We start from the raw sequence: 22,638 nt of genomic DNA, 5'->3' as shown, positions 1-22,638 counted from the left end.
GATTTGATAATTGTCAAACAATATTAAAAAGAAATCGATTAACGCGCAAAAAATTCCGGTGAAGTTTTATCGCAATAACCAAAAGTTAACGTTGCTCACGGTGCGGCCATACACGTCCATCCCTCACGCGTCCACTCGGAACGTGTTCACTACCCACTTACATGGATAGCCGCCGATGAGCCGACGGAGGCAGGCTCGTCCTGCACATTTTAGGCTTGTGCATATTCCGACATCCACTCCGCCTTCTCGGCCTCTTCTCCCTTCTGTCCCTCCAGTTTGATAAGAAAGGTCTTTGCGGGGAAATAAGGTTTCAGGTGAATATCGAGATGTATCTTGTCTTTCTGCAACGGGTCTTGTTCAAATCGTTGGATAGCAAAATTTTCGATCAGCTTCCCTGGTCCCGTGATACTGTCCAGGAATTTTACGATCTGCCCCATCAGCTCCTTACGCGTGCTGGCGTTGAAATTTTCGAAAGCCCTGCGGTTGAGGAAGTCCATCATCACCTTCGCGACATAGTCGAAGACCCGGACGACGGAGTAGGTTTGCAATCCCAGGTTGTCGCCGTTGAACAATGTTTTGGCGGAAAAAGCCATCACTTTCCCATACTCCTTTACCATGGGAACAAGGCCCAGTTTTTCGAGGCCGGCGATCTCGCTCTTCTTCAGATCGAAGCGGACTCCGTCGACTTCATTCATTCCGCCGTATTTCTTCCCCGCCGTCACCTGCGACATCAGAGTCTGATAGATCTTGCCGCCAAGGGCCGCTGCGGGGGGGACAAACAAATGGTCTTCTTCGCCGATCTCGGAGTGCTTACCTCTTCCCACCAGCCAGTTGCAGGTCATGATAATATTGCTGCGCCAGATATCGCCGCCGGTGAGGTTGGCCGCTTCAAAAAGCTCCATGACATCATCGGGAGTGTCGAGATGCTCGAAGTCGGTGATGAGCATCACTTTGTTCTCATAGGCGATCTTGGCCCATTTCTCCACCACTTTGTTCGAACCCAGATAGCCGGGAAGGATGAGAAGGCTGTAGTTGTTGCGGAGGTCGAGCCGGTCGTAGTTATGGATCAGTTCTTCATGAATGGCGTCGATGAAGCGGGTGTTGTCCAGGTCTTTCAACTGGTCGGGCTCAGCATTGATGATGGAGATGTTCTTTACCTTGAGGCTTTCCGTATTCTTAAAGAACAGGGCCACCGACCGGTAAGACCGTTCGAGCTCTTCCGTTTCCTTCACCGCGAGTTTGAGGTTCTTGTTGAGGGTCTCCTCGGCGGCTACCGCTTTTTCATTGCTGAATTCGATCATTTCCCCGAGATCGTCGCTGCTTTGCAGCACTTCCGCCCACCATTCCAGGGTCTTTTTCAATTGGGCCCTTTCTTCCTTTTTCGATGGCTCTTCGAGGAAGATCTTACGTCTTGCCTTGCGCGAGGGATTGAGGTTCTGGACGTCATCAATCGCCGATTCGAGGAGATCGTACCCGCCATACCGGGTCAGCCCGGATAGTTGCGATTCCAGCGCTTCCAGTGGTGCCTCCGCTTCTTTCAATTTGGTTTCCGCTTCACCGGTTGTTTTAACTTGTTCTGCTGACATATAAGAATTTTAGTGTTTTATTGATTGGCCAAACCGGCCGGAGGCCGGTTCAAGTCATTATGATTCCAACTCGGTGATCAAGGCCTGCAGGCTTCGGATAAGATTTTCCTTGGTCTCCTTGTTGGCCAACACCTGTTTCAGCAGTTTGTTGGTTTTCAACTGCCGGATGATCTTATGATACTGCTGCTGTTTTGCGTTGAGCTCGTTGAGAAATGGGCTCTGGCCGGTGATGCCTTTCGGACCGAAATCTTCCAGCCCGTGAAAATGCAGTGCTTCCCGCCGAAGCGATCCTTCCTCGGTTTCGAACTCCAGGTTCACCTCCGGACTGAAATGCTCGAACACCGCAGCGATATCCGTTAGCCCGTTAATGATATCGGGTTTCACCGGTGGGTCCTTTGTCAGTTTTTCTGCCAGCAGAACACGGTTTTGCGGAATGTCGGCGAAGGCTTCGAAAGCGTCGGTTCTCACCTCGACACCGCCAATTCCATAAGGTTCAATAGCCATAAAGCGAAAGTTTAAATATGAAGAAAATGGTTTTACCTATTCCAGACCAGCCGGCCGTCAACCAGCTCTAGTTGAATATTACTTTCCGCCAGCAGTTCCCCACTCACGATCATTCGGGCCAGCGGTCTCCTCACCTGTCCCCGGATAACACCCGCTAACGGCCGGGCTCCATACTCCTGCGAAAAACCTATCTCCGCAATATATTGCGCAGCCGCAGGCGTTATTGTCAGCTTCACACCCTGCCCTGCCAACAACTGATGCAGCCCTTTCATTTGAATAGAAAATATCGCCTCCATCATCTCCGGCCGCATCGGACCAAACGGAACGATCTCCGTCAGCCGGCCGAGAAATTCCGGGCGGAAATGGCTTGCCATCTTTTCCAGCAGGGTGGAGTGGGTCGGGGTCTCTCCCCGGGCAAAGGCTTCCGTTACCCAACGGCTGGCGATGTTGGAAGTAAAGATGATCAGCGCGTTGGAAAAATCTCCCTGGCGCCCGAGCTTGTCGTGCAGCTGCCCTTCATCCATCATCTGCAAAAAGATATCGAACACGGAAGGATGCGCCTTCTCTATCTCGTCAAACAATACCACGGCATAGGGCTGCTGCCTGATCTTGTTTACCAGCAACCCGCCCTCTTCATACCCTATATAACCGGGTGGGGCACCGTACAACAACGCCGCCGAATGCTCTTCCTTGAATTCCGACATGTCGAAGCGGATCATCGATCGTTCGTCCTCGAACAGCAGGGCCGCCAGCGCCTTAGCCAATTCGGTCTTACCCGTACCCGTAGGGCCCAGGAAGAAAAAGCTGCCGATGGGCTGACCCGGCCGGCTAAGACCTGCACGCGATTCGAGGATGGCTTCGCAGATGGCATGGATGGCCTGGTCCTGGCCCACCACTCTTTGCCGCAGGGTCTCCGGCATCAGCAGCAGACGCTCTCGTTCATCCGACTGTAATTTTCCGACGGGGATACCCGTCTTGCCGGCAACGATAGAATGGAGATCATGAATATCCAGTTGCCGGCTTTCTTCTTCACCCATATCCACGGCCAGCCGCAGGGTCGCCATCGCCTGATCCACCAGGTCGATAGCCGCATCGGGCAGCTTCCTGTCCTGGATATAGCGTTTGGCCAGCCGTACAGCCTCTCGCAACGCGGCTTCATCTGCTGCCAGGCCATGATGTTGCTCATAGCGGGGTAACACCGTCTGCACCATACGGAACGCCATCTCCGCATCCGGCTCTTCGAGATCGAGACCTTCGAACCGCCGCGCAAAGGCCTCATCCTTTTCGATATGCTTTCGATATCCTTCAGGGGTGGTAGCCCCGATGAGGGTGATGGTGCCTCTGGATAATTCAGGTTTCAACAGATCGGCTACCCGCTCCTTATCCAACAGCGTATGTAGCTCGTCGATGAATAAGATCGCCTTGTCAAAACCTTTTATCTCCTGTAAAATAGATTTCAATCTTTCTTCCACCTCTCCTTTATATGCCGCACCGGCAATCAATGCTCCCTTGTCCAGTTCGAAAAGGCGGGCGCCTTTCAAAAAATCCGGCGTCTGACCCTGGCCGATGGCCAACGCAAACCCATCCACCAGCGCCGTCTTGCCCACCCCGGGTTCGCCGATGAGCAGCACATTGGGTTTGCTGCGCCGGCTGAGGATCTCCAACATCCGCCGCAACTCGCGCTCCCGCCCGATGATGGGGTCCGTCGACCCCTGCGTCGCTTCCAGCACCTTATCGCGGCAATATTTCAACAAGGCCTGCCCGCCGCCTCCGTTGACCCCCGCCGTGGCATTCCCCTTCACGCCCCCGCCACCAGCTGCCACCCCGGTACTGCCATTTGCCCCCGCCGTCTCTCGCTCCGGCTCCTTCACCGCGTCACCTGCCTGCAATAATTCATCCCGCTGCAGCGGAAAGGTTTTCAACTGCTCGAAGGAAAAGCCCACCCCCGGCGTGCTCAGCGCGATGAGCAGGTGCATCGGCTCCACTTCTTCTTCATTTTGCAACACTCTCACCGTATCCGCCTCTTCCAGCACCGCCAGCACGGCCTCATCATTGCGGATAGTAATCTTTGGCGCGGCCGCTTTGCGATAGCCTTCCATTCGGGTATCCGCCCAGTCGGCTATATAATACACATCCTGGTCCATCTGCCACAACCGCGGCTCGAGTCCGATATCCTTATGCAGCAAGGCCTTCAGCAAATGGGCCGCACCCACAGCAGCATGCATCTGCTCCCGCGCCAGCGCCTGGGCGATCGTGAACACCTGCTGCGACCCGGCACTCAGCCGGACATCCATTTGTACTGTACTCATATCAGAATATTTTGCTGAAAAACCCTTCCTTTTCTTTTAAGTTGACAAAAAGCGCAATGATACAATTCGTCTTGTCGTTCTTTACCAGCTGCACCGTCAGCTTCTTTATCTTCTTTTCACTTTTCAGGGCGCTGAATTTGTTACACAGTTCGGTAAAAGGCATCATCTGCCCGTTGAGATTCGCTTCGACATTCAGGTTGCCCCCAAAATAGGGGGCAAAGCTGTCCGCCGTCTTTTGCTTGTTGGCCACGGCCCGCAACTGCGTCTCGAATTGCTCGTTGGTCACGTCGGGCGCTTTCACCACCGGCGGCTCTACCTTCTTCGTCGAATCCGCAGCAGCCGGCCCCGGCGCCGGGCGGTTCTGCACGATGATGACGGGACGATCACCATGATCCTTCCGTTTTGGCGTGGCCGGCGGGTTGACATAGATCTTGGCGATACCCATCTGCCGTTCGTCATTGTTGATCACCAGCGTCACCGTTTTCAACCCTGGTGTGGTATAAGTATACTTAGGACTCCGCTCTGTTGCATCGACGGTGGCCGTCTCCCCGAAACGCCATTCCCATTGGGTAGCCCCTGCCGTAGTGTCGGTGAAGGCGACGGGTTTGCCTACTTCTGCCGACTGTGGATAGGTGAAAGTGGGGGTCTCGGGGTTCTCAACTGGTGGTGCGGATTGGATGGTGATGCGATCGTATTCGGTGCATTCCCCGTCGGCCGTCAGGGTGATGGTATAGTTGCCGGGCGCATCATAGGAATGAACGGCGGAAGAGATCTTGCTGTCATTTCCCTGGTTGTCCCCGAAATCCCAATGCAGGGTATGGAAATGCCCGATATTACTTTCAAACCGCACCACCTCCCCGGTGTAGTAATGTTCACTCCGGGCGGTGACCCTGAAATTCTCACAGACGGTGTGATTGGTAAAACGCCAGGCCATGACAAGCAGGCTCACCACCGCCACGATGATCATCGTGATGATGGCCCGGTCGTCTACGCGCCTGTTGACAATATATCGGTTGTTGTTCATATCGCACTTTTAAAAGGTTCCCTGCCCGGGAGGGTTGTTGCTGCGCCGCAACACATCCAGGTCGCGCCGCGTATTGTCCAGGTCGCGTTGCGCCTGCTCGTATTTCGCTTTATAGTCGTCCAGTTGCCGCGGAAGGTCACCCATGCTGACGGCTTTATTGGCGGCGTCCTGGTAGCGCAGGAAAATATCCAGCACGTTCTTGTTCAGCCGGCTGTACATGCTGCTATCCTTGTATTGCAGCTGTGCCAGTTCGCGGATCTTGGCCGCAATGAGTTGATTCAGGTATACGCTGTTACTACCCGGCCGGCTCAGCGAGTCGATGAGGGCCTTGGCTTCGTCCATGCTGCGGACAAACTTCTCCTGGGCATCCGCCTGGGTCTTATAGGCGCTGATCTGTTCGCGCATTATCGCATTGTCCTTTGCGGGGATACGCGTGTCGAAATACACTGCGCTCACCACCAGTAGGGTAGAGAGCAGGAAAAAGGCCAGGAATTTCCAGAAGGCCGTGTCCCGTTCTTTTGTGTTGACAAGATGTGCCATGTATATTGAGTTTTATTAATCTGCCAGAAAGCTTCTGCGCCGTGCCGGCAACTCTTCCGCCGGGACGACAAGATGTTCTTTTACAAAAATGCCGGCCTCCCGTTTCTTGCCGATATATTCCAGCGCCGCGAGACTCGCGAAAAGCCGCAGGGTAAAACCGGTGAAGGCATCCATCTGCCGCAGCGCCGCCCGGATATCAGCATGATCATACCGCACCGTACTGGCTGCCGTCATCACCGACTCCCATTCGCCTTGCTGGATGGTACACCATTCGGCAAAGTAGTTGAGCAGCTCGTCTTTCAGCCCGCCGGTATAGACATCGAGGCGGTTCTTCAACAGCCTTGCCAGCCCCGCCACCCCGCTTACCATGCGGACGGGTGGCTGCGACCGGTATTCCAGCAGCACGCGCTGATACTCCCCGGCGAGATAGGGACCCATCGTCGTACAGAGGTCTCCGACTACGGCGGCGAGGTCGTTCTGCTGATTCTTCTGCACCGTCTTTTGCAGGATACGCAAGACATAGGATTCCATCAACCCATAGAATTGCTCCAGCCCGGCATGCCATTCGGTCAGCGCCGGGTGAGCGGCGACGCTGGTGCAGGGTGGGATATAGTCCTCGTCCGGCAGGACCCTGCCCTCACTGACCCTGATCCTGCCCAGGGGAAGAAAGAGATCGCCCGCCTTTTCGCTACGCACTCCATCGCTACGCACTCCATCACTACGCCCCCCTCCACTACGCATATCGCGACACTCCACCAGCTGCAGTTCGAATGCCGGCGCGGTGAAGGGTGGCCGCAATTGACTTTCTTCCACGTCGGGCCTGCCCGTGGGCACCCGGTGATAGGGATTTACAGTGAGTACAATAGCATATTCCGCATCTGCCGCGGCCAGTTGCGCATACGGCATGCTCAACCCGGGGATGGTGGCGGTGATCCTATCCTCCGCCGTGACGGAGTCTTCGCGGACATAGACCAGGTGGCCGCCGGGGGTGATCGCCTGGCAGGCCAACAGCCGCATCGCCACCTGTTGCTGGTTGTCAGTGGTGATGACGATGGGTCTCATCGGCTGCGGTTCCCCCGTATAGAAGAGTCCGTAACAAGTCTCGCTCAACAGGGCCCGGGAATGCATGGCTTGTTGCCAATGATTAGCATGCTGATCGGCCCGGAAATGATCTTTGTTGATCTTCATACCATCGGCCCAATTCACGGGCAGATACACCTCAGGAGACCCTATTGCAGATGATGACGTCATTTTCTTTTATATTGTTGATGAAGACGGTTTTTTCTGAATCGATGTATTTGGTGGACAGGTGATACCATTTCGGCTTCCGGTAAAAGACCCATCCATGCAGATCGCCCTGGTTGTCGGCAAACCGGATGGACGAGCCACCGTGCCGGTCGTTATAGTCGTTGATGAAATAGTAGAACAGCTCACCGAATTCCATGTCCACCGGCGCCTTGGCGCGGAAGTTGGTAAAATACCGGTCGGTCATTTGTTTTTGGAATTCAAAGCTGATCACCAGCAGGTTTTTCATCTTGGCCTCATCCAGATCCGGCTCCCGGCTATGCACCGGATAATACCACTGTTTGTACACTTTGGGTGGAATGGCCACGCTACGCTGATAGGTCTTGTAAACAAAATAGGGGACCATAAAGAACAGCGCAGCGGTGGACATGGCGATCTCCGCGCCTTCCCGGTTGACGATGCGATAGGTCATGATCATCCCCACCGCACCCAGCAGCATGATCACCAGCAGGTGGAGCAGTTCGGGCCAGAAGGCGCCCGGCCCCATCCATTTCAGCCATTGCCGCGAAACAAGAACATGAACGATGCCAACCCCCAGGTAAAACGCCTGGAAAAAGATAAAGGCATACAGGTACTGGCTCCAGAGGGGCAGTGCGATGCAAAAGCCGCTCAAAGCAAATACCAGGACAAAGGAAAGCGTGTACAATATCGTACGCTTGCTAAAGGCCTTGAAGCCTCCCCTGATGCGGTTGATCAGGATACCCATCAGAGCGGAAAGGCCGATGGTGCCGACTCCCAGTACCATCATCCAGCGACCCATTTCAGGATATAACCATCTTTCTGCTGTCATATCATTTGGTGTTGTCAGGTTTTTTGTTAGGTTAAGATCGAGGAATAACCCAGCACGGGCTCCCTTCCCGGCTCCAGCTGCATCTCCAGGGTGGCTCTGTCGATCTCGAGCTCCGTCTCGGTGTCGGCCTCCGCGGGGACGAAAAACCGGTTGAAGGTTTCGATCACGGCATACCGGTCGCCTCCCGGCAGATAGGCGGTTACTTCAGTGGCCGCCAGGGGACCGATAACATATTTATATACCGGGTATTCTTCCAGGAAAGTGTTGCCGCATACCGTGTCGTCGCCAAGAGCGGACGCACCCAGACCCTTTTCCAATTGCCGGTCGATGCGGATCGGCTTTGGCTGCACCAGTTGTATGGCCGTCTCCTTCCCCAGCAGTAGTTGCAGGCTTTGCTCCATCAGCGGCAGGCAACCCGTTATCCGGTAAGCATGCGGGATCAGCAGGTTGAAAAAACCGGCTGCCGCATCGTCCACCGCATCGGGTATCTCCCAGAAGGCGCGGAAAAACCGGTGCAGCATGCCTTGCTCCAATCCCAGGGCCCTTTCTTCCTCTTCGAGCTGCAACAGCTGGTAGAAGCCGGCATGCTCAAAAGGTTGAAAGAAATTGCGTATCCCCGTTTCCCGGTTCCTGTTCCATCGGTGCAACGCGGCCATCTCCGTCACGCCCATGGCATTGTTGTATTCGGAACCCGCAGGCTGGAAGAAAAGCCCTTCCGGCAGCAGATCGTAAAAACCGGGGCGGGACAATTGCAGGTGGACCCGGCCGTTATGCCATTTATCCAATATCCAGTCAGCCGCCGTCAGGTCATTAGCGTACGCCCTTTCGAAAAACCTTCCCGTTGCGATGGTAAAGGCCTCCCGGGGATAGCCACCCGCAACGACATGCGCAACCAGGGCCTCCGCCTTAAGATGGAGGGCGTGATCTGCAAGGGCCTTGGACAGCTGATCAGGCGATAACATGATTTATTTTTTCTTCTCTTTCAAAAAATACTCTGAAGGGCATAAAAGCCATCGATCGTTCGCTCAGTCCCGACTGCAGTGTTTCCTTCCAATGATCAAGCGTCCCCGCCTGTTGCAATAAAGCAAATTCGCGGTTGTCCAGCCGGATGAGCACGTCTATCGTCTTTACATATCCTGCCTGCCGGCCCTGTGCGATCATCACGCCTTTCTTTACCTCCACGGTCCGGGCCTTTGCGCCCAGCTCCCGGATGCAGAAGAGCCGGATATCTTCGGTGCTCATGATCCTGTCTTTGGAAAGCACGGCGCTCTTATAGGCAGGGATGCTTTCATGCGGCGCCAGCCGGTCCCTGCCGCCCTGTGTCGGGGTCACCAGGAAGATCTGACCCTGCCGCAGGCCGCCATTCTTATACGCCATCAGCGGCGTACCATTGCGGATACCATTGGCTTTTGCCCCCTGGGTGCTCCAGTATTCCACAACAAGATGGCGGTTGACGATCTCGCTGGTGGTGGTCACTTCCAGGTAGGGGACGGGGTCGGCAGTGGGGATAGCTTTTTCCATTTCCTGGCTGAGACGATTGATCACCTGTTGTACCTGCTTTACTTCGGCAGTGATAAAATCCCGGTTGTAGAAGGAGAAGGCGGCGCTCTCATCACGCAGCAGCTGCAGCAGATGTTCGGTGACGGCTCTGGCGTCGCGTTCGTCAAATCGCCCCGTGCCTCCCCGGCGTAAAATAACCTTCGGATCACCGGCATCTGCACCACTGCCTCGCTCTCCGGAAGCCAGCAGGGGATTCCGATCCTGATCGATCACCGAATGCAGATCGAAGAATTGTCTGCCCTGTTCGCAGCGGAGGGGAATGATATTGATCCAGTCTTTCAGCCGGTAGGTCAGTTCGTGCAGCTGCCGGTTCACCACCGGGAAACAGTTCGTTTGGCAATGCAGGTTTGCGAGTAGCGAACCATGGATATTCTCAGGAAAACTGATGTTGATCCAGCAGATCTTTTCCGGGGTCTCTGCAAACGGCGGCACAACATCCGTCTTTGATAATCGGGTGTCAGCCGTAATGTGCAGAAACCGATGACGGTGGATATTGCGCACCATCCGGGTTATTGCCGCACCGATGTGATGCGGCGCCCGCAGCCAACCCGTCATCTCATTATCGAATGGGTTGGGCTGGTTAAAACCGGCAGTTGTCGACAGCTGTTCTCCGCCATAATACCATTTTGTTTCGGGCAGGTGATGATAGAGAACGGCGGCCCCGGCATCCGAACAGTCAAAATAAAATTGGGCCCCGCGCAAGGCCGTGGCATCCCCGGTTAGCCCCAGCCAAAGCTCATTCGGAAAAAGCGGGTCTGCCAATGTCGACCAGGTCTCCCTTTCTCCCGGCGCCGTATAGCGGAAGAGACGCCGGCCGGCCGCCATATATTCTACACGGGTATCCGTGACGCCATAATTGCCGGCGGGCGAGAACCATAACTCCGCACCATCCTGGGGATGTGTGCCGACAAACTGCTCCCGTTGCTCCAGCAAAAGGTGTTCTTCCATGCTTTGCACAGAAAGGATGGCAGAGGCGGGGATAGGAGCCGTCAGCACATCCGGTGCCATCAGCTGCACCATCTTTTGCAGGACGCGTTCGCGGCTCATGCTGATCTCGTTGGATATTTTTTCCAGCTCGGCCGCATAGACTTCCATCAATAGGGAAAGCAGGGGGTCGAAATCCGATTCCTTTATTTTGTCTGCATAGCCCCACGCAGCCGATGCGGCCTTTAACATCCTGTCTTTTATGTGTGCTTTGGTCTCCATCTAATTGTACTTTCCTGCAGCCATGGCCGTCCCCTTAATTGTACGACAGCGGGCTGATAAAAAAATGATCCCGGTAAACGATCGGCTCGTTGGTCCCTTTCAACACACCCGACACGGTGATATCCAATCGGTTCTTGATGCGGCGGGGAGAGCCCGCAACAGCAAGCTCGTCCTGGTGCAGCTGTAGTTCAGTACGTATCTTCTCCAACCGCGGCTCATGCGCCCGGATGGCTTCGTCAAGCGCCTGCACGAGACTGTCCTTCAGGCGGCTGCGGCTGGAGAGGTTGTCGAAGTCCGCATCCCAGAGGCCACAGCCGAATTTGTCGTTGCTGGCCAGTTCACCCAGCGAAGTAGTGAGAATGAGATGAATATGATGCGCAATGGATTGCCGGGCGGTGCAGGTTGACAACAAGCCCCGCTGCGGAACCATATCCAATTGCAATGGAAGCGAAAGAAATCCGGAAGACATGACCCTGTAGTTAAATAGAGGTGATTGTCGGAAGTCAGGGTCAAAAGAGAATTGTCATGACGACTTAGCCGAGAGTAAAATGTTATATTGAAAATAAGTACAAAAAAGATGCCAGACAAAATAAATTATACACATGGATACACCTATATAAAAATGATGTACCTTTATTTCACTCCCTCCCCAACCGTCTTACGTCATTGCCTAACCGGTAAAGATCTTGTCCATGACCAATCCAACAATTCCCTACGTCGTCGTAGGAATAGACGGTACCAGTTCAGCTTCCTGGCGCAAACCCGATGGCAGTAACAGCCATGTATACCAGTTCGTTCGGGACTTCCAATATGGCGCCATGGGTGTCGACAAGCTCTTTCTCGATGGCCCCTCGCAGGTGATACAGGGCCGGGACTCCGAACCCATCCTGCAAAAGGCGCTCGACTTCGTGCAGCGCCGGCTGCAAGCCCTCTTTCCAAAGCAAATGGCCGATCCCGCTCACCCGGTACATCCCCTGGATATGTTCGATGTCAATGCCTGCACCCGGACACAATATTATAGCGAGCAATACGGTGATGAATATGGACTGATGCCGCAGGCGCAGCAAACCCAGGCGCGTGTGCCCGTACAGGTGAATGCCACGATGCTTGCCCATCAGCCCCTAAGCACCGACCAGGTGCGTGTCGTGGTGGTAGGTCACAGCCGGGGCGGGCTCATCGCTACCGTTCTCGCTCATATGCTCAGCCCGGCGGTACGCGTATACTTCCTGGGACTTTACGACGCGGTTGGCCGTGAGCCCTGCCTGGACGGGGCAACCATCGACAATGTAAAGATCGTCTTCCACGCCCGGCGAAACCCTGATGTCGGTTCGCGTACCATATTCGGCAATACGGCTACCATGCATCGGGTAGAGCAATATGAGGAATCTTTTTTCTACACCTCTCATGGCGGCATCGGCGGGGATTTTGTTGCCGATGCGAGCAAGGTAGGAACGTTCGGCGATGACTCCTGCACAGCCCGTCCCGATACGATCGTGGTCAACAGGGGCAAGGCCGGCATGGCCACCATCGACAACCGCCACCCGCTGACAAAACGATTCGGCAAGCCCATCGAGCAGATCTGCGCCGAAGGTCGCGACAATGCGGATGCCTTTATCCGTAATGGTGCGCGGCGGTTTGGCCTGCCTATATGATCAGCTCCATACAAAGTAGAGTGATCGTTGAAACCGTGGCGATCGGATATTGTTGATCCCTTCCTGCAGCAGGCCGCGGCCATAGGCTGCCTGTTCCTCCGCCGAGGCAAGTGCCAGTTTCCCTTCACCCGTCCGCATAAGTATCAGCGCACCATAGATAAGATAGCACAGCTGTCGCATGATGAAGAGCTGGGCAATCTTATAATCCCCAACTGCGCTTTCAAAATAGGCTTCCAGAAAAAAGCGGGCCTGTTCCTCGTCCGCTACAAAGAAATTGGCCGCAATAGCGAGATCGACATACCGGTCGTTTTGAAAAGCGGCGTCCCAGTCGATGACCCATATTCTTGTTCCGTCACAGAGAAGATTGTTCGGGTTCAGGTCGTTGTGGCTGGGCACCATGTCCGATCCTCCCATGGGGAAGCCCTCCCTGATAGCGGCATAACAATCCGCTACCTCGGCATAGAGGTCCGCCCCGATGGTCCGCGATGCGGCCAGCTGTTTGAATATCCCGTCCGCGATCGCCACCATATTATTTTGCTTTGGAAGCAGCGGCATGGCATGTATCGACCTTATCGTTCGGGCCAGCTCTCCCAGCAACTTCTGCGGCGAATCGAACACCTCCCGCAACGGCCGGGTGGCAATGAATCCGCTGATGGTTACGCCTTCCGCCGGGTCGAGATAATAGATCGGCGGCGCGACCCCGGCCCTTGTCGCGATCTCTCCACAGGTCAATCCCTTTCCGGCAGCGGTGATGCCCGGCGCGGATGGCTCCAGTTTTAACAGGTAGTCCTTGCCGTTGAGGGCGATCTTATAAGTAGTGGCTCCGGAAAGCCCGCCTGCCAGGATGTCGATGGTTGATAGGGCTGTCGTACCAAAAGTGTTGAGCAGGGCCCTTTCCACTGCGGGAATCCGGCCGGTAGGGATAAAGGTTGATAAGGATGGTGAAGACATAATTGTGGGATGTGTTGGTTTGCGACGAAAATCCGGTCCGGTCAAAAGCCTGGCCCGGCCAATTCGTCAAGCAGCTCGGACAACGTTTGGAGATTTTTTATCTTCCCGACGGGGATGATCTCTTTTGCTATTAGATTCGCGGTCGTCTTCGCCTCTTCGAAAATTCGTCGGCCTGCCTCCGTAAGGACGACAAAACTCACCCTTGCATCCCTTTCGGTGGATTCGCGGTTTACAAGACCCGTTTTTTCCATGGGGATGAGGATGCGCGTGACCCCCGAGGCCGTTATCCCGATCTTTTCCGCCAGGTCGATGCGCCGCATCCGTTCGCCCGTCGCCTGGCTCAGCAGATAAAGGATCACAAAGTCGGTGAACCCGATGCCATGCATGCTCAGCCGGTCGAGCCGCCGCGAGACCACGGCCTGCGCCCTGGTGAGGTTCATCAGCATTTTCAATGATGGATTGATTGTTGACATATGCTTGAGTTATCAAGTGATGCGCAAAAATAATAAAGCTTTTTGAGGTTTCAAAATGCAACCTCAAAACCCCGAAAGTATGCGACTTGTCCAATAATATTGATAAATATCAATTTGAATATTCGGAAACCTCCTATCTTTGCAGTAATAAATTCAAAACCTTATTATATGACAGAAGAACAAATTGAAGAACAAATACGGGTACTCCACGAAGTAGGCCTAGAAATCCGACGCTCAAAGAAGACCGCCCGCCAATTTCTCATCGACGCGGGGATCATTCTCCCGGACAAGAATAAAAAGAAGAAGGCTAAAAAGAAGAAGTAAGTGTCCTACCATCAACCTTTTCAGATCACCGGTTTCCACAGCTGCGACCGCGAACTGGGTCTTCGTCTGCTCAACGGTTCCGATGAGTTGAGACCGAGCAATAATCCATGGGATTGGCTCGGCCCCGGCGTTTATTTTTGGGAGCAGAACCCTTATCGCGCCTTATCCTATGCCGAAGAAGCTGCTCAAAAACATCAGAAGTTTGCAGGGCACATAAAAAACCCGTTTGTTGTTGGGGCCATCATCGAATTAGGCAACTGTTTGAACCTGATCGAGCCTCATTCTATCAATATCCTCAAAAAAGCCCATGCCGAACTGTCGGCAGCCGCCCAGAAGACGGGCGAACGACTGCCCATAAACAAAGGTGCTAACCGCCAACTCGACTGTGCCGTAATCAAATACCTGCACCAAACCAATCAGAAAAGAGGTCTTCCCATTTACGACACCATCCGCAGCCCCTTCCACGAAGGCGGCCCTATCTACGCAGGCGCCAACTTCACCGATCGCCTGCACATCGAGATCTGCGTGCTCAATCCCCAACGCATCAAAGGTTATTTCCTTCCAAGGCCGGTGGAGATATTCAATCCCTATCTGCACAACGAACGTAGAGCGTGATCAAATAGCCCTACCGGCAATTTGGTATACGCGCCTACCGTCCTATTGGTATTGAAAAAACCGCTTAGCCTGGCTATGTTTACAACATGCCGGGCACATCATTCGTCCTGCATATAACTGAAGTAACCACCCCAAACCATCATGAAAACATACATCCCGCTCTTTCTCCTGGTCATCCTTTTTGGAGAATGCAAAAAAGCAACTCCCCTGACACCCGCCCGAAATCTATCGGGCACATGGACAACCCCCAACCCTGTGACGCTGTATTACAGCAGCGACGGTTGCGGCGGCTATGCCAGGTATGCCAAATTCACGGCCACGATCAAATGGGAGATTACCACACTCGGCGACAGCTCCGTCAGCATCACCCAAACCCTGCTTTCCTACAGCGCTGCTACATCCATCGGAAGCAATTGCGGCCTTCCGGCGCCAACGCTGCCTGGCATCACTGACTATGTAGCCATACTCTCCAGCAGCGCCTTTGCCCTGGATGAGTCACAAATGTTGTACAATAGCAGCGGTGGCGCCATTGGGCTTGGCAATGTCAGGATCGGCATTCTTAATTACACCACCGACAATATTACCGGCACCGTGACTGAAAAGGATTGCCCTGCTTATTGCTCCGGCTGGAGCAGCGACGCCAATGGGTTTATCCTGACCCGTAATTAAAGGCCGGTAAGCGGAAAATTGAGATTTGGTCAATAAGGTTGATAAATATCATTTTTGTTATGCGAAAACATCCTATTTTTGCAGTATCAAATTCCAAACCTTATTATATGACCCAGGAACAAAGAGACCGTCAAATACAGGTTCTCCGTGAAGTCGGCGAAGAACTTCGGGGCAACAGGGAAGCTTCACGTCAATTCCTCATTGACGCAGGAATCATCCTTCCAGACAAGAAGATAAAGAAGGCTAAGAAGAAAAAGAAGTAAGTGTCTTACCTTCAGCCTTTCCAGATCACCGGTTTCCACAGCTGCGACCGGGATTTGGGTTTACGTCTCCTTAACGGTTCTGACGAACTGCGCCCGAGCAACAATCCATGGGATTGGCTCGGCGAGGGCATTTATTTTTGGGAGCAAAACCCGTATCGCGCATTATCCTATGCGGAAGAAGCGGCCCGGAAGCAGCAAAAGTTCGCCGGTAAGATCCGTATACCCTTTGTTGTCGGGGCGATCATAGAATTGGGCAATTGCCTGAACCTGATCGAGCCAAATTCCATCGATGTCGTCAAACAGGCGCATACCGAACTATTGCTAACCTTACAGGATGGTGGCAAACAACTACCCATAAATAACGGCCCTAATCGCCAACTCGACTGCGCTGTCATCAATTTCATGCATGAATCCAACGGGAAGAAAGGCTTCCCCGCCTACGATACTGTCCGCAGCCCTTTCCCCGAAGGCGGCCCCATCTACGCCGGCGCCAACTTCACCGATCGGCTGCACATAGAGATCTGCGTGATCAACCCTAAATGCATCAAAGGGTACTTCCTTCCCCGGCCGGTGGAAATGTTCAATCCCTATCTGAGCAAAGAATATAGGGCATGATCAGCCAGCTCAAGAAAAAGGCGCCGGAGTCTCCCCCGGCGCCTGCAATATAATACGCGCAAGCAGCTCTAAATATAAGCCGTCCTAAAAAATATACCTCACCCCAAACTCCATCTGCCAGCGGCTCGGCAGGTCGGGGCTCGATGTAAACGTCTTCTTCTGCGAAGGATCGAACTGGTACTCGGCCTGGCCGGCTCCATTGTTCCCCACATACGATATCGGCTGGAAATAGCCCGACGTGCTCGCATACTTGCGCACACCCCAGCTGCTGCTGATGAGGTTCCCCAGGTTGACGATATCGAAACTCAGCTGGATGCGCTGTGTCTTGTCCAGCTTGAAGTCCTGTAATATCCGTGCATCCACCTCGCTGAACCAGGGCGTCTGTCCGCCGTTGCGCTCCGTATACTGCCCGCGGTGCTTGTTCAGGTATTTGTCCTGCTCGATGAATGCCTCCAGGGCCGCCTGCTGTACGGCAGGACTCTGCACCACGCCCTTCACGTCGGTATAAGGCGTGAACAGCATATTCGGGATCTCCGCCTGCGTGGGAACGTATAACAACGCATTGATGCCCGCCGGGCTGCTGTTGGTGAGATCGCCGGCATACGTATAGGAGAACCGGTTGCCGCTGGTCCAGTTGGCAAACAGCGAGAAAGCAGTAGCCCCCCATTTGTAGTCCAGCCGCTTGATCCCCGCGAGCACAAACCGGTGCGTATTGCCATACAGCGAATGCGTCACCACCGGGATGTTGGGATTGCTGACGACGGGGTTGCGGTCGAACGCATCCCCCGAGATCTCCGCCGAGATAGAGTTGGCGTCCATGGCCACCTGGTAGTTGTACGACCCCGTCAGGAAAAGCCCCATCGGCAGGTTTTCCGTCACCTGCAGGGTTGCATTGTAGGAATATCCCTTGCCGTTGTTGCCGAAAACGTAGGTGCTCACGCTGCCCTTATTAGTAGTGTCAGACAGATAGACCGCCCGGTGATCGGCCGTACCCGAGTTCAAGACCCCCGTCGGCGTCCCCAGCCCATAATCCTGTACCATCATCGCATGGACATCCTTGGTATAACCCAGATCGACAGTTATGACGGTGGTGGGATTGAGCTTGTAATCCACGCCGACGCTTGTCCGCCAGATCTGCGGCCAGTGGAAATTCCGCGCCGTCACGTTGAAATATCCCGTAAAGGGGTTCTCGATCTGGTTCCCTATCCAGACGAAAGGGAAGCGGCCCGTGAACAAACCTGAGCCTCCCCGAATCTGGATCTTGTTGTCACCATTGACATTCCAGTTGAAGCCGATGCGCGGTGAGAAAACCGGCGTAGCCTTGGGGAATTGTGAGTTGTCGATTGCCGCGAGGTTATGCGCCCGCGCACCGGTGAGCGGATCGAAGATCCTGAGCGAATCGGTATTATGCACCGTGGGCATCCCATAGGAATAGTTGCCGCTAAAGGTTCCATCCGCATTCATCTGCGGGCTGATAAAGTAATTAGACGATCCATAGAAGTACACCGGCTTGTCGACCCGCAGTCCATAGGTGAGCTTGAAATTGCTGGAGACCTTCCAGGCATCCTGCGCGTACAAGGCAGCCTGACCAACGGTCAAATACGACCAGGTCCATTTGTCCGCCGCCGCGGCATTCTTCGCATAGGTCACATCTCCCGCTGCCGGATAGCCGCCTGCCAGGAAGGTTGCCAGATCGATCTCGTTAAAGACATCGAATCCATACCCCGTCAGGTTGAAAGAGTTCTCAAACCGAAATTGCTCATACGAGCCGCCGATGGTGAGGGTATGATTCGGCAGCGCCACGGTAACGTTGTCTGTCAGCTGAAGCGCGTTTTGGTTCAAAATATTATGAATGCTAAACGGCTCTTCGCCCGCGATGATGTAAGGGACATTGTTCTTCGTTATGTTGATAACCGGGAAAGGCGTCGAGAAGGGGTTTCGGAAATCATGGAATATCGTGTTGATCACCCTGAGATTGTTGGAGACCGTGCTGTTGAAGTTGGTCTTTAGCTCAAGGCCGAAGTTCTCCAGGTGGTTGTTCATCCGGTAACCCGAATTCTGGAATTGCAGGGTGATCGCATCCGGTCCCCGGCGGTTGATGGCGCTCGGGTGAGCGGGCTTGTCCTGGTAGGCGCTCAACCCGTTATAGGTGAAGGTCAGCGTGTTTTTGTCATTGATCACCCAGTCCAGTTTGGCGATCCATTTATAGCTCACCGTGTTTTGAGTAAAATTCTGATATGGCCCGGTGACATAACCATAATTCTTCGACAATAGCGAACTCACTGCATCCAGGTCGGACTTCAACACACGTGATGTCGTGATCTGGCCCGTATTTTTACCATCGTTGGCCACATAAGCGCTATTTGCATCGTCGCGTTGTTGCGTTTCAAAATTTATGAAGAAAAAGAGTTTGTTCTTCACTAACGCGCCGCCAAGGGATGCTCCTCCCTGGAAATCGTGCAGGGAAGGCACGTTGAAGGAATTGCCTTCCACCCTATGTCCCGTCAGCGCCTGGTTGCGGAAGAAGCCATAGATGGTGCCAAACGTTTTATTCGTACCGCTCTTCGTGACGGTATTGATACCCGCACCGGTAAATCCCGCCTGCGTCACATCATAAGGCGCGATGTTCACCTGTATCTGGTCGATCGCATCCAGGGATATCGGCTGGGCGTTTGCCTGCCCGCCGGGCGTCGGCGCATCGAGGCCAAAGGGGTTGTTGAAGACGGCGCCATCCAGGGAATAGTTGTTGTACTGCCCGTTGCGGCCTGCAAAGGATACCCCATTATAGGTGGGCGAGGCCGAAGGCGTCAGCCGCGTATAATCGTCGGCGCTGCGGGAAATGGTCGGCAGCTGCCTTATCTGCTGGCTGGTGATATTCACCGAAGCGCCCGTGCGGTTCTCATTAAACAACCGGTTTCTGGTCACCGTTACGGCACTGAGGTTCACCGCCGCCGGCTCCAGCTTGAAATCAACCGTGCTGGTCTGCCCCAGTTCGAGATTGATATTGCTCTCCGTCTTTGGAGTGAACCCCGTATAGCTCACCGTGACGGTATACGGGCCGCCCACCCGCATGTTGGGCACAAGAAAACTGCCGCTGCTACCGGTAACGACATGTCTTTTTATCCCTGCGTCGGGGAAGCTGATCTCTACCGTCGCCCCGGAAAGCGGCTTCCCTTCATTGTCGGTTACGGTACCGCCAATGGTGGAAGTTGTCACCTGGGCGGTGAGCCGCAAACCGGTAAATAAGAGGAGGGAACAAAAGAATAGGGCGACGCCCCGAGATTTGTTGTTTCTCATTCAGTTTCGTTTTGGTTTAGATATGTAGTGCTATACTCAATTTAACGCAAAAACTCCGATTTTGGAGTTTTTGCAATCGGTATTTTGTAATTTCCATCCATGGAAATATCCGCACTAACCCGATCGGTTGTTAAAAACAGCCATGCCCTGATAAGCCCCGACGGCTATATTCCCAGCACCATTCCCGGCTGGACTGGCTGTACGGTCAACGTACTCATCAGTAAAGAGATGGGCGCCCGGTTCTCTCAAACACTCATCACCTGCCGGCCAGATGCCGCGATCACCGGTTATACCTCCCAGTTACAAAGCTTCTTTTTCGTGATAAATGGGGAGATTCGGGCAACCGCCAACGGGGAAACGCGAACTCTTACAAAGGGCCATTATGTTTATATCCCCGAGTGGCGGGAATATCGCCTCGACAGCCCCGTCGCAGGCACCCAATTGCTCAGCTTTCATAAGGTGTACGAACCACTGGAGGGCGCCATCGTCCCTAACACCCTCTTCGGTGACGCCGCGGACATCCCGGCAAGTGACATTCTCGGCGACCCGGCTGTTCGCAACCAGGTTCTCCTGCCCGGCGACCTCGCCTTTGACATGGCCATAAATATCCTCACCTATGACCCGGGAGGACACCTCCCCATGGTGGAAACGCATATCATGGAGCATGGCATCTTATTCCTGCAAGGTCAAGGCATCCAACGCCTCGACCAGGACTGGTACCCCGTAAAAAAAGGCGATTGCATCTGGATGGCGCCCTACTGCCAGCAATGGTTCACTGCCATCGGGAAAGAGCCCGCCGTATATATCTATTATAAGAACATCAACCGCCATCCGGCTTAACATTTTGATAAAGGCAAAAAAAGTTGGCGGGAATACAATTGTTCCAAAATTGTATTAGCTTTACTATCTCCCTCCTGTCGCTTATCCGTTACCTTCCCTCATAACAGAATACTGTCCCCCCGCTTCCCAGTTGTGCCGGCAAATCATTTCTTAACCATTAAATGTAATGCTATGCCTACAACTACAAGAAAACGGACAGAATCCGAGTCCGACGCCGTCCTCGCGCCCGGCGGGTCCATTCTGCGTAACCGCGTCACCCAGGTGCAGCCGGAGAAGGTGCTGCAATTCGATCGCCTGGGCAACCCGGTGCTGATCCCCCGAAAGCAGCTCCCTTCCAGGCCCGAACTGCGCGAACAAATGGTCGCAAAAGGATTCGCGCTCACGCCCGGCGGTTATCGTCCCTCCTCTCTTGTGCAACGCATCGAACAAGGCCAGGCGCTCCACCTCGGCCCCATAACGGGGGATGGCACAGGCGAACCAAGGATCGTCGAACTCACCACTAACAACGTCATCAAAAAGATCGCCCAGCCGTCCTTGCAGCCTTCCGAACTTCCCGCACTGGGCAGCGGCTGGATCACGTACGCCTATTGGAACAACGGTACCGGTCATCCCATTTCCGACTTCAAAACCACCTGGCGGGTGCCACCTCCACCCGAGTCGAAACAAAATCAGACGATCTTCCTCTTCAACGGCATCCAGAATTACGGCGCCAATTTCGGCATCCTTCAACCCGTCCTCCAATGGGGCCCCTCTGCCGCAGGCGGAGGTCAATATTGGGCCGTCGCCTCCTGGTATGTTACCTCCAACGGCTATGCCTTCCACTCGCCGCTGGTACCCGTCAACCCCGGGGATACGCTCATAGGCGCTATGAAAATGACTGGTCGCTCGGGGCAGCTATTCAATTACAGCTGCCTGTTCGAAGGGCTCAACCCAACCCAGCTGCAGGTGTTCGGAATTGCCGAGCTGCTATGGTGCAACGAGACGCTGGAAGCTTATTCCATCGAGTCCTTCTCCGACTACCCGGCTGCCTATAACACCCCCCTCCGGGACATCAACCTGCTCACCGGCAACGGAACTCCCTCCGTGAATTGGACACCCATTGACGCCGTCACCGATTGCGGGCAGCATACCATCATCGTCAACAACTCTTCGGTCAACGGAGAAGTGGACCTCTACTACCGGTTCAAAGAGATACTCAACGATACGGCCATCAATGCGCCGGGCGCCGTTGAATTCGGCAACAGGCTTGTTGTGGCCTGGGCCGGGACGGACCCCGAACACCATCTCAACATCATCCAGTCACCGGAAGAGGACGTCTGGTTCGACAAGCTGACACTTAACGACACCTCACCGGCAGGGGCTACCCTCTGCGTGTTCCACAACAGGCTTTACCTTGCCTGGTCGGGCAGCGGCAACCAGCAGCTGAATGTGATGTCCTCTGCCAACGGCATTTATTGGGAACAAAAGGTGGTGCTTAATGAGACCAGCGTGGGAAGGCCTGCCCTCACGGTGTATCGCGATCAATTGGTGCTGGGCTGGGTAGGCTCCGACCTCCAACGCCACTTGAACGTACTATTCTCCGGGGACGGCGTCAATTGGCACAGCAAGCGGACGCTGGGTGAAGAAGGTATCGATGCACCGGCCCTGGCCGCCTTCAACGACAGACTGTTCATCGCCTGGACGGGGACCAACCACGAACGCAACCTTAATATCATGTCTTCCTCCGATCAGGGCGAGTCCTGGCAGAATAAAGTCATTCTGCCCGAGACCAGCGTGGCGGGGCCAAGCCTCTTCGTTTACAGCAACCAGTTGTACCTCAGCTGGTCGGGCACCGACATCAATCACAGCCTCAACACCATTCTGACCAATGACGGGGTTCATTTTACCGATAAGGTCACGCTATGGGATTCCTCCGACTATACCCCCATCCTCAGTACGTGCTATGACGGCGACATGGGTGTGGTGTGGACCGGCAGGGACGCCTTCCATCATCTTAACCTGATGACGCTTTAAACCGTACACTCCTTCCCCCCTGGCCCACCGCATCATGTGGTGGGCCAGTCTATTATCGGACCCTTCCCGCCTCCGTTTTGGGTAGGCCGATCTTCCGAAAAA

General features: G+C 54.3%; 21 protein-coding genes. 8 read left to right on the top strand and 13 right to left on the bottom strand.

What is annotated here, in order from left to right:
• Positions 1–209: 209 nt before the first annotated feature.
• From IEY39_RS12750 to IEY39_RS12705, 10 genes are read right to left on the bottom strand one after another with little or no spacing between them, the layout of a single operon-like run.
• Positions 210–1,586 carry a DUF5458 family protein gene (locus IEY39_RS12750; protein ID WP_188932028.1) on the bottom strand — a complete coding sequence of 459 codons (1,377 nt, stop codon included), beginning with the start codon at positions 1,584–1,586 and terminating at the stop codon, positions 210–212.
• Positions 1,587–1,643: 57 nt separating this feature from the next.
• The gene (locus tag IEY39_RS12745; protein ID WP_188932026.1) at positions 1,644–2,090 is read right to left on the bottom strand and encodes a type VI secretion system contractile sheath small subunit; all 447 of its coding nucleotides are present in this window, start codon (positions 2,088–2,090) and stop codon (positions 1,644–1,646) included.
• A gap of 32 nt (positions 2,091–2,122) precedes the next feature.
• Positions 2,123–4,399 (bottom strand): ATP-dependent Clp protease ATP-binding subunit, encoded by a 2,277-nt coding sequence (locus tag IEY39_RS12740; RefSeq protein ID WP_188932021.1) that lies wholly within the window; start codon positions 4,397–4,399, stop codon positions 2,123–2,125.
• A 1-nt stretch (position 4,400) separates the two neighbouring features.
• Positions 4,401–5,423 (bottom strand): PKD domain-containing protein, encoded by a 1,023-nt coding sequence (locus tag IEY39_RS12735; protein ID WP_188932018.1) that lies wholly within the window; start codon positions 5,421–5,423, stop codon positions 4,401–4,403.
• Between the two features lie 9 nt (positions 5,424–5,432).
• A complete protein-coding gene (gene tssO, locus IEY39_RS12730; protein WP_188932015.1) occupies positions 5,433–5,963 on the bottom strand; it encodes a type VI secretion system TssO in 531 nt (176 codons plus the stop codon).
• 15 nt (positions 5,964–5,978) lie between these two features.
• Positions 5,979–7,214, bottom strand: coding sequence for a type VI secretion system baseplate subunit TssK (gene tssK / locus IEY39_RS12725; protein WP_188932013.1), 1,236 nt, complete (start codon positions 7,212–7,214; stop codon positions 5,979–5,981).
• Entirely contained in the window at positions 7,183–8,058 is an 876-nt protein-coding gene (locus IEY39_RS12720; RefSeq protein WP_188932005.1) for a TssN family type VI secretion system protein, read from the bottom strand. Before IEY39_RS12720 ends, tssK begins: the two co-directional genes overlap by 32 nt.
• A gap of 26 nt (positions 8,059–8,084) precedes the next feature.
• A complete protein-coding gene (locus IEY39_RS12715) occupies positions 8,085–9,020 on the bottom strand; it encodes a type VI secretion system baseplate subunit TssG (protein WP_188932004.1) in 936 nt (311 codons plus the stop codon).
• On the bottom strand, positions 9,007–10,824 hold the full coding sequence (locus IEY39_RS12710; RefSeq protein WP_188932001.1) for a type VI secretion system baseplate subunit TssF: 1,818 nt from the start codon (positions 10,822–10,824) through the stop codon (positions 9,007–9,009). Before IEY39_RS12710 ends, IEY39_RS12715 begins: the two co-directional genes overlap by 14 nt.
• Before the next feature lie 34 nt (positions 10,825–10,858).
• The gene (locus IEY39_RS12705; RefSeq protein ID WP_188931993.1) at positions 10,859–11,293 is read right to left on the bottom strand and encodes a GPW/gp25 family protein; all 435 of its coding nucleotides are present in this window, start codon (positions 11,291–11,293) and stop codon (positions 10,859–10,861) included.
• A gap of 223 nt (positions 11,294–11,516) precedes the next feature.
• Here IEY39_RS12705 and IEY39_RS12700 point away from each other — a divergent pair, with 223 nt between their 5' ends.
• Complete coding sequence (locus IEY39_RS12700) at positions 11,517–12,476, top strand: hypothetical protein (protein WP_188931991.1); 960 nt, start codon at positions 11,517–11,519, stop codon at positions 12,474–12,476.
• On the opposite strand, the gene IEY39_RS12695 is transcribed toward IEY39_RS12700, so the two are convergent.
• Entirely contained in the window at positions 12,477–13,427 is a 951-nt protein-coding gene (locus IEY39_RS12695; RefSeq protein WP_188931989.1) for a phosphotransferase, read from the bottom strand.
• Positions 13,428–13,468: 41 nt separating this feature from the next.
• On the bottom strand, positions 13,469–13,900 hold the full coding sequence (locus tag IEY39_RS12690) for a MarR family winged helix-turn-helix transcriptional regulator (RefSeq protein ID WP_229688890.1): 432 nt from the start codon (positions 13,898–13,900) through the stop codon (positions 13,469–13,471).
• A gap of 168 nt (positions 13,901–14,068) precedes the next feature.
• On the opposite strand from IEY39_RS12690, the gene IEY39_RS12685 reads away from it, so the two are divergent.
• The 5 genes from IEY39_RS12685 (at position 14,069) to IEY39_RS12665 (ending at position 16,386) form a co-directional block, all read left to right on the top strand.
• Entirely contained in the window at positions 14,069–14,224 is a 156-nt protein-coding gene (locus IEY39_RS12685) for a hypothetical protein (RefSeq protein ID WP_188931981.1), read from the top strand.
• Complete coding sequence (locus IEY39_RS12680; RefSeq protein WP_188931979.1) at positions 14,225–14,839, top strand: hypothetical protein; 615 nt, start codon at positions 14,225–14,227, stop codon at positions 14,837–14,839.
• A 141-nt stretch (positions 14,840–14,980) separates the two neighbouring features.
• A complete protein-coding gene (locus IEY39_RS12675; RefSeq protein WP_188931977.1) occupies positions 14,981–15,508 on the top strand; it encodes a hypothetical protein in 528 nt (175 codons plus the stop codon).
• A gap of 107 nt (positions 15,509–15,615) precedes the next feature.
• A complete protein-coding gene (locus IEY39_RS12670; protein WP_188931975.1) occupies positions 15,616–15,771 on the top strand; it encodes a hypothetical protein in 156 nt (51 codons plus the stop codon).
• Positions 15,772–16,386 carry a hypothetical protein gene (locus tag IEY39_RS12665; protein WP_188931973.1) on the top strand — a complete coding sequence of 205 codons (615 nt, stop codon included), beginning with the start codon at positions 15,772–15,774 and terminating at the stop codon, positions 16,384–16,386. It begins immediately after the preceding gene.
• An 84-nt stretch (positions 16,387–16,470) separates the two neighbouring features.
• On the opposite strand, the gene IEY39_RS12660 is transcribed toward IEY39_RS12665, so the two are convergent.
• On the bottom strand, positions 16,471–19,683 hold the full coding sequence (locus tag IEY39_RS12660) for a TonB-dependent receptor (protein WP_188931971.1): 3,213 nt from the start codon (positions 19,681–19,683) through the stop codon (positions 16,471–16,473).
• A 99-nt stretch (positions 19,684–19,782) separates the two neighbouring features.
• Between IEY39_RS12660 and allE the strand changes: the two genes are divergently transcribed.
• Entirely contained in the window at positions 19,783–20,523 is a 741-nt protein-coding gene (gene allE / locus IEY39_RS12655) for a (S)-ureidoglycine aminohydrolase (RefSeq protein WP_188931969.1), read from the top strand.
• A 171-nt stretch (positions 20,524–20,694) separates the two neighbouring features.
• Positions 20,695–22,536: a glycoside hydrolase family protein gene (locus IEY39_RS12650; RefSeq protein WP_188931967.1), complete on the top strand. Its 1,842-nt coding sequence runs from the start codon at positions 20,695–20,697 to the stop codon at positions 22,534–22,536.
• Positions 22,537–22,638 lie beyond the last annotated feature (102 nt).

This window comes from Puia dinghuensis, assembly GCF_014642875.1.
GTDB classification, from domain to species: domain Bacteria; phylum Bacteroidota; class Bacteroidia; order Chitinophagales; family Chitinophagaceae; genus Puia; species Puia dinghuensis.
The sequence above is the reverse complement of the archived record's forward strand: the minus strand, read 5'-3'. Positions and strand labels throughout refer to the sequence as shown.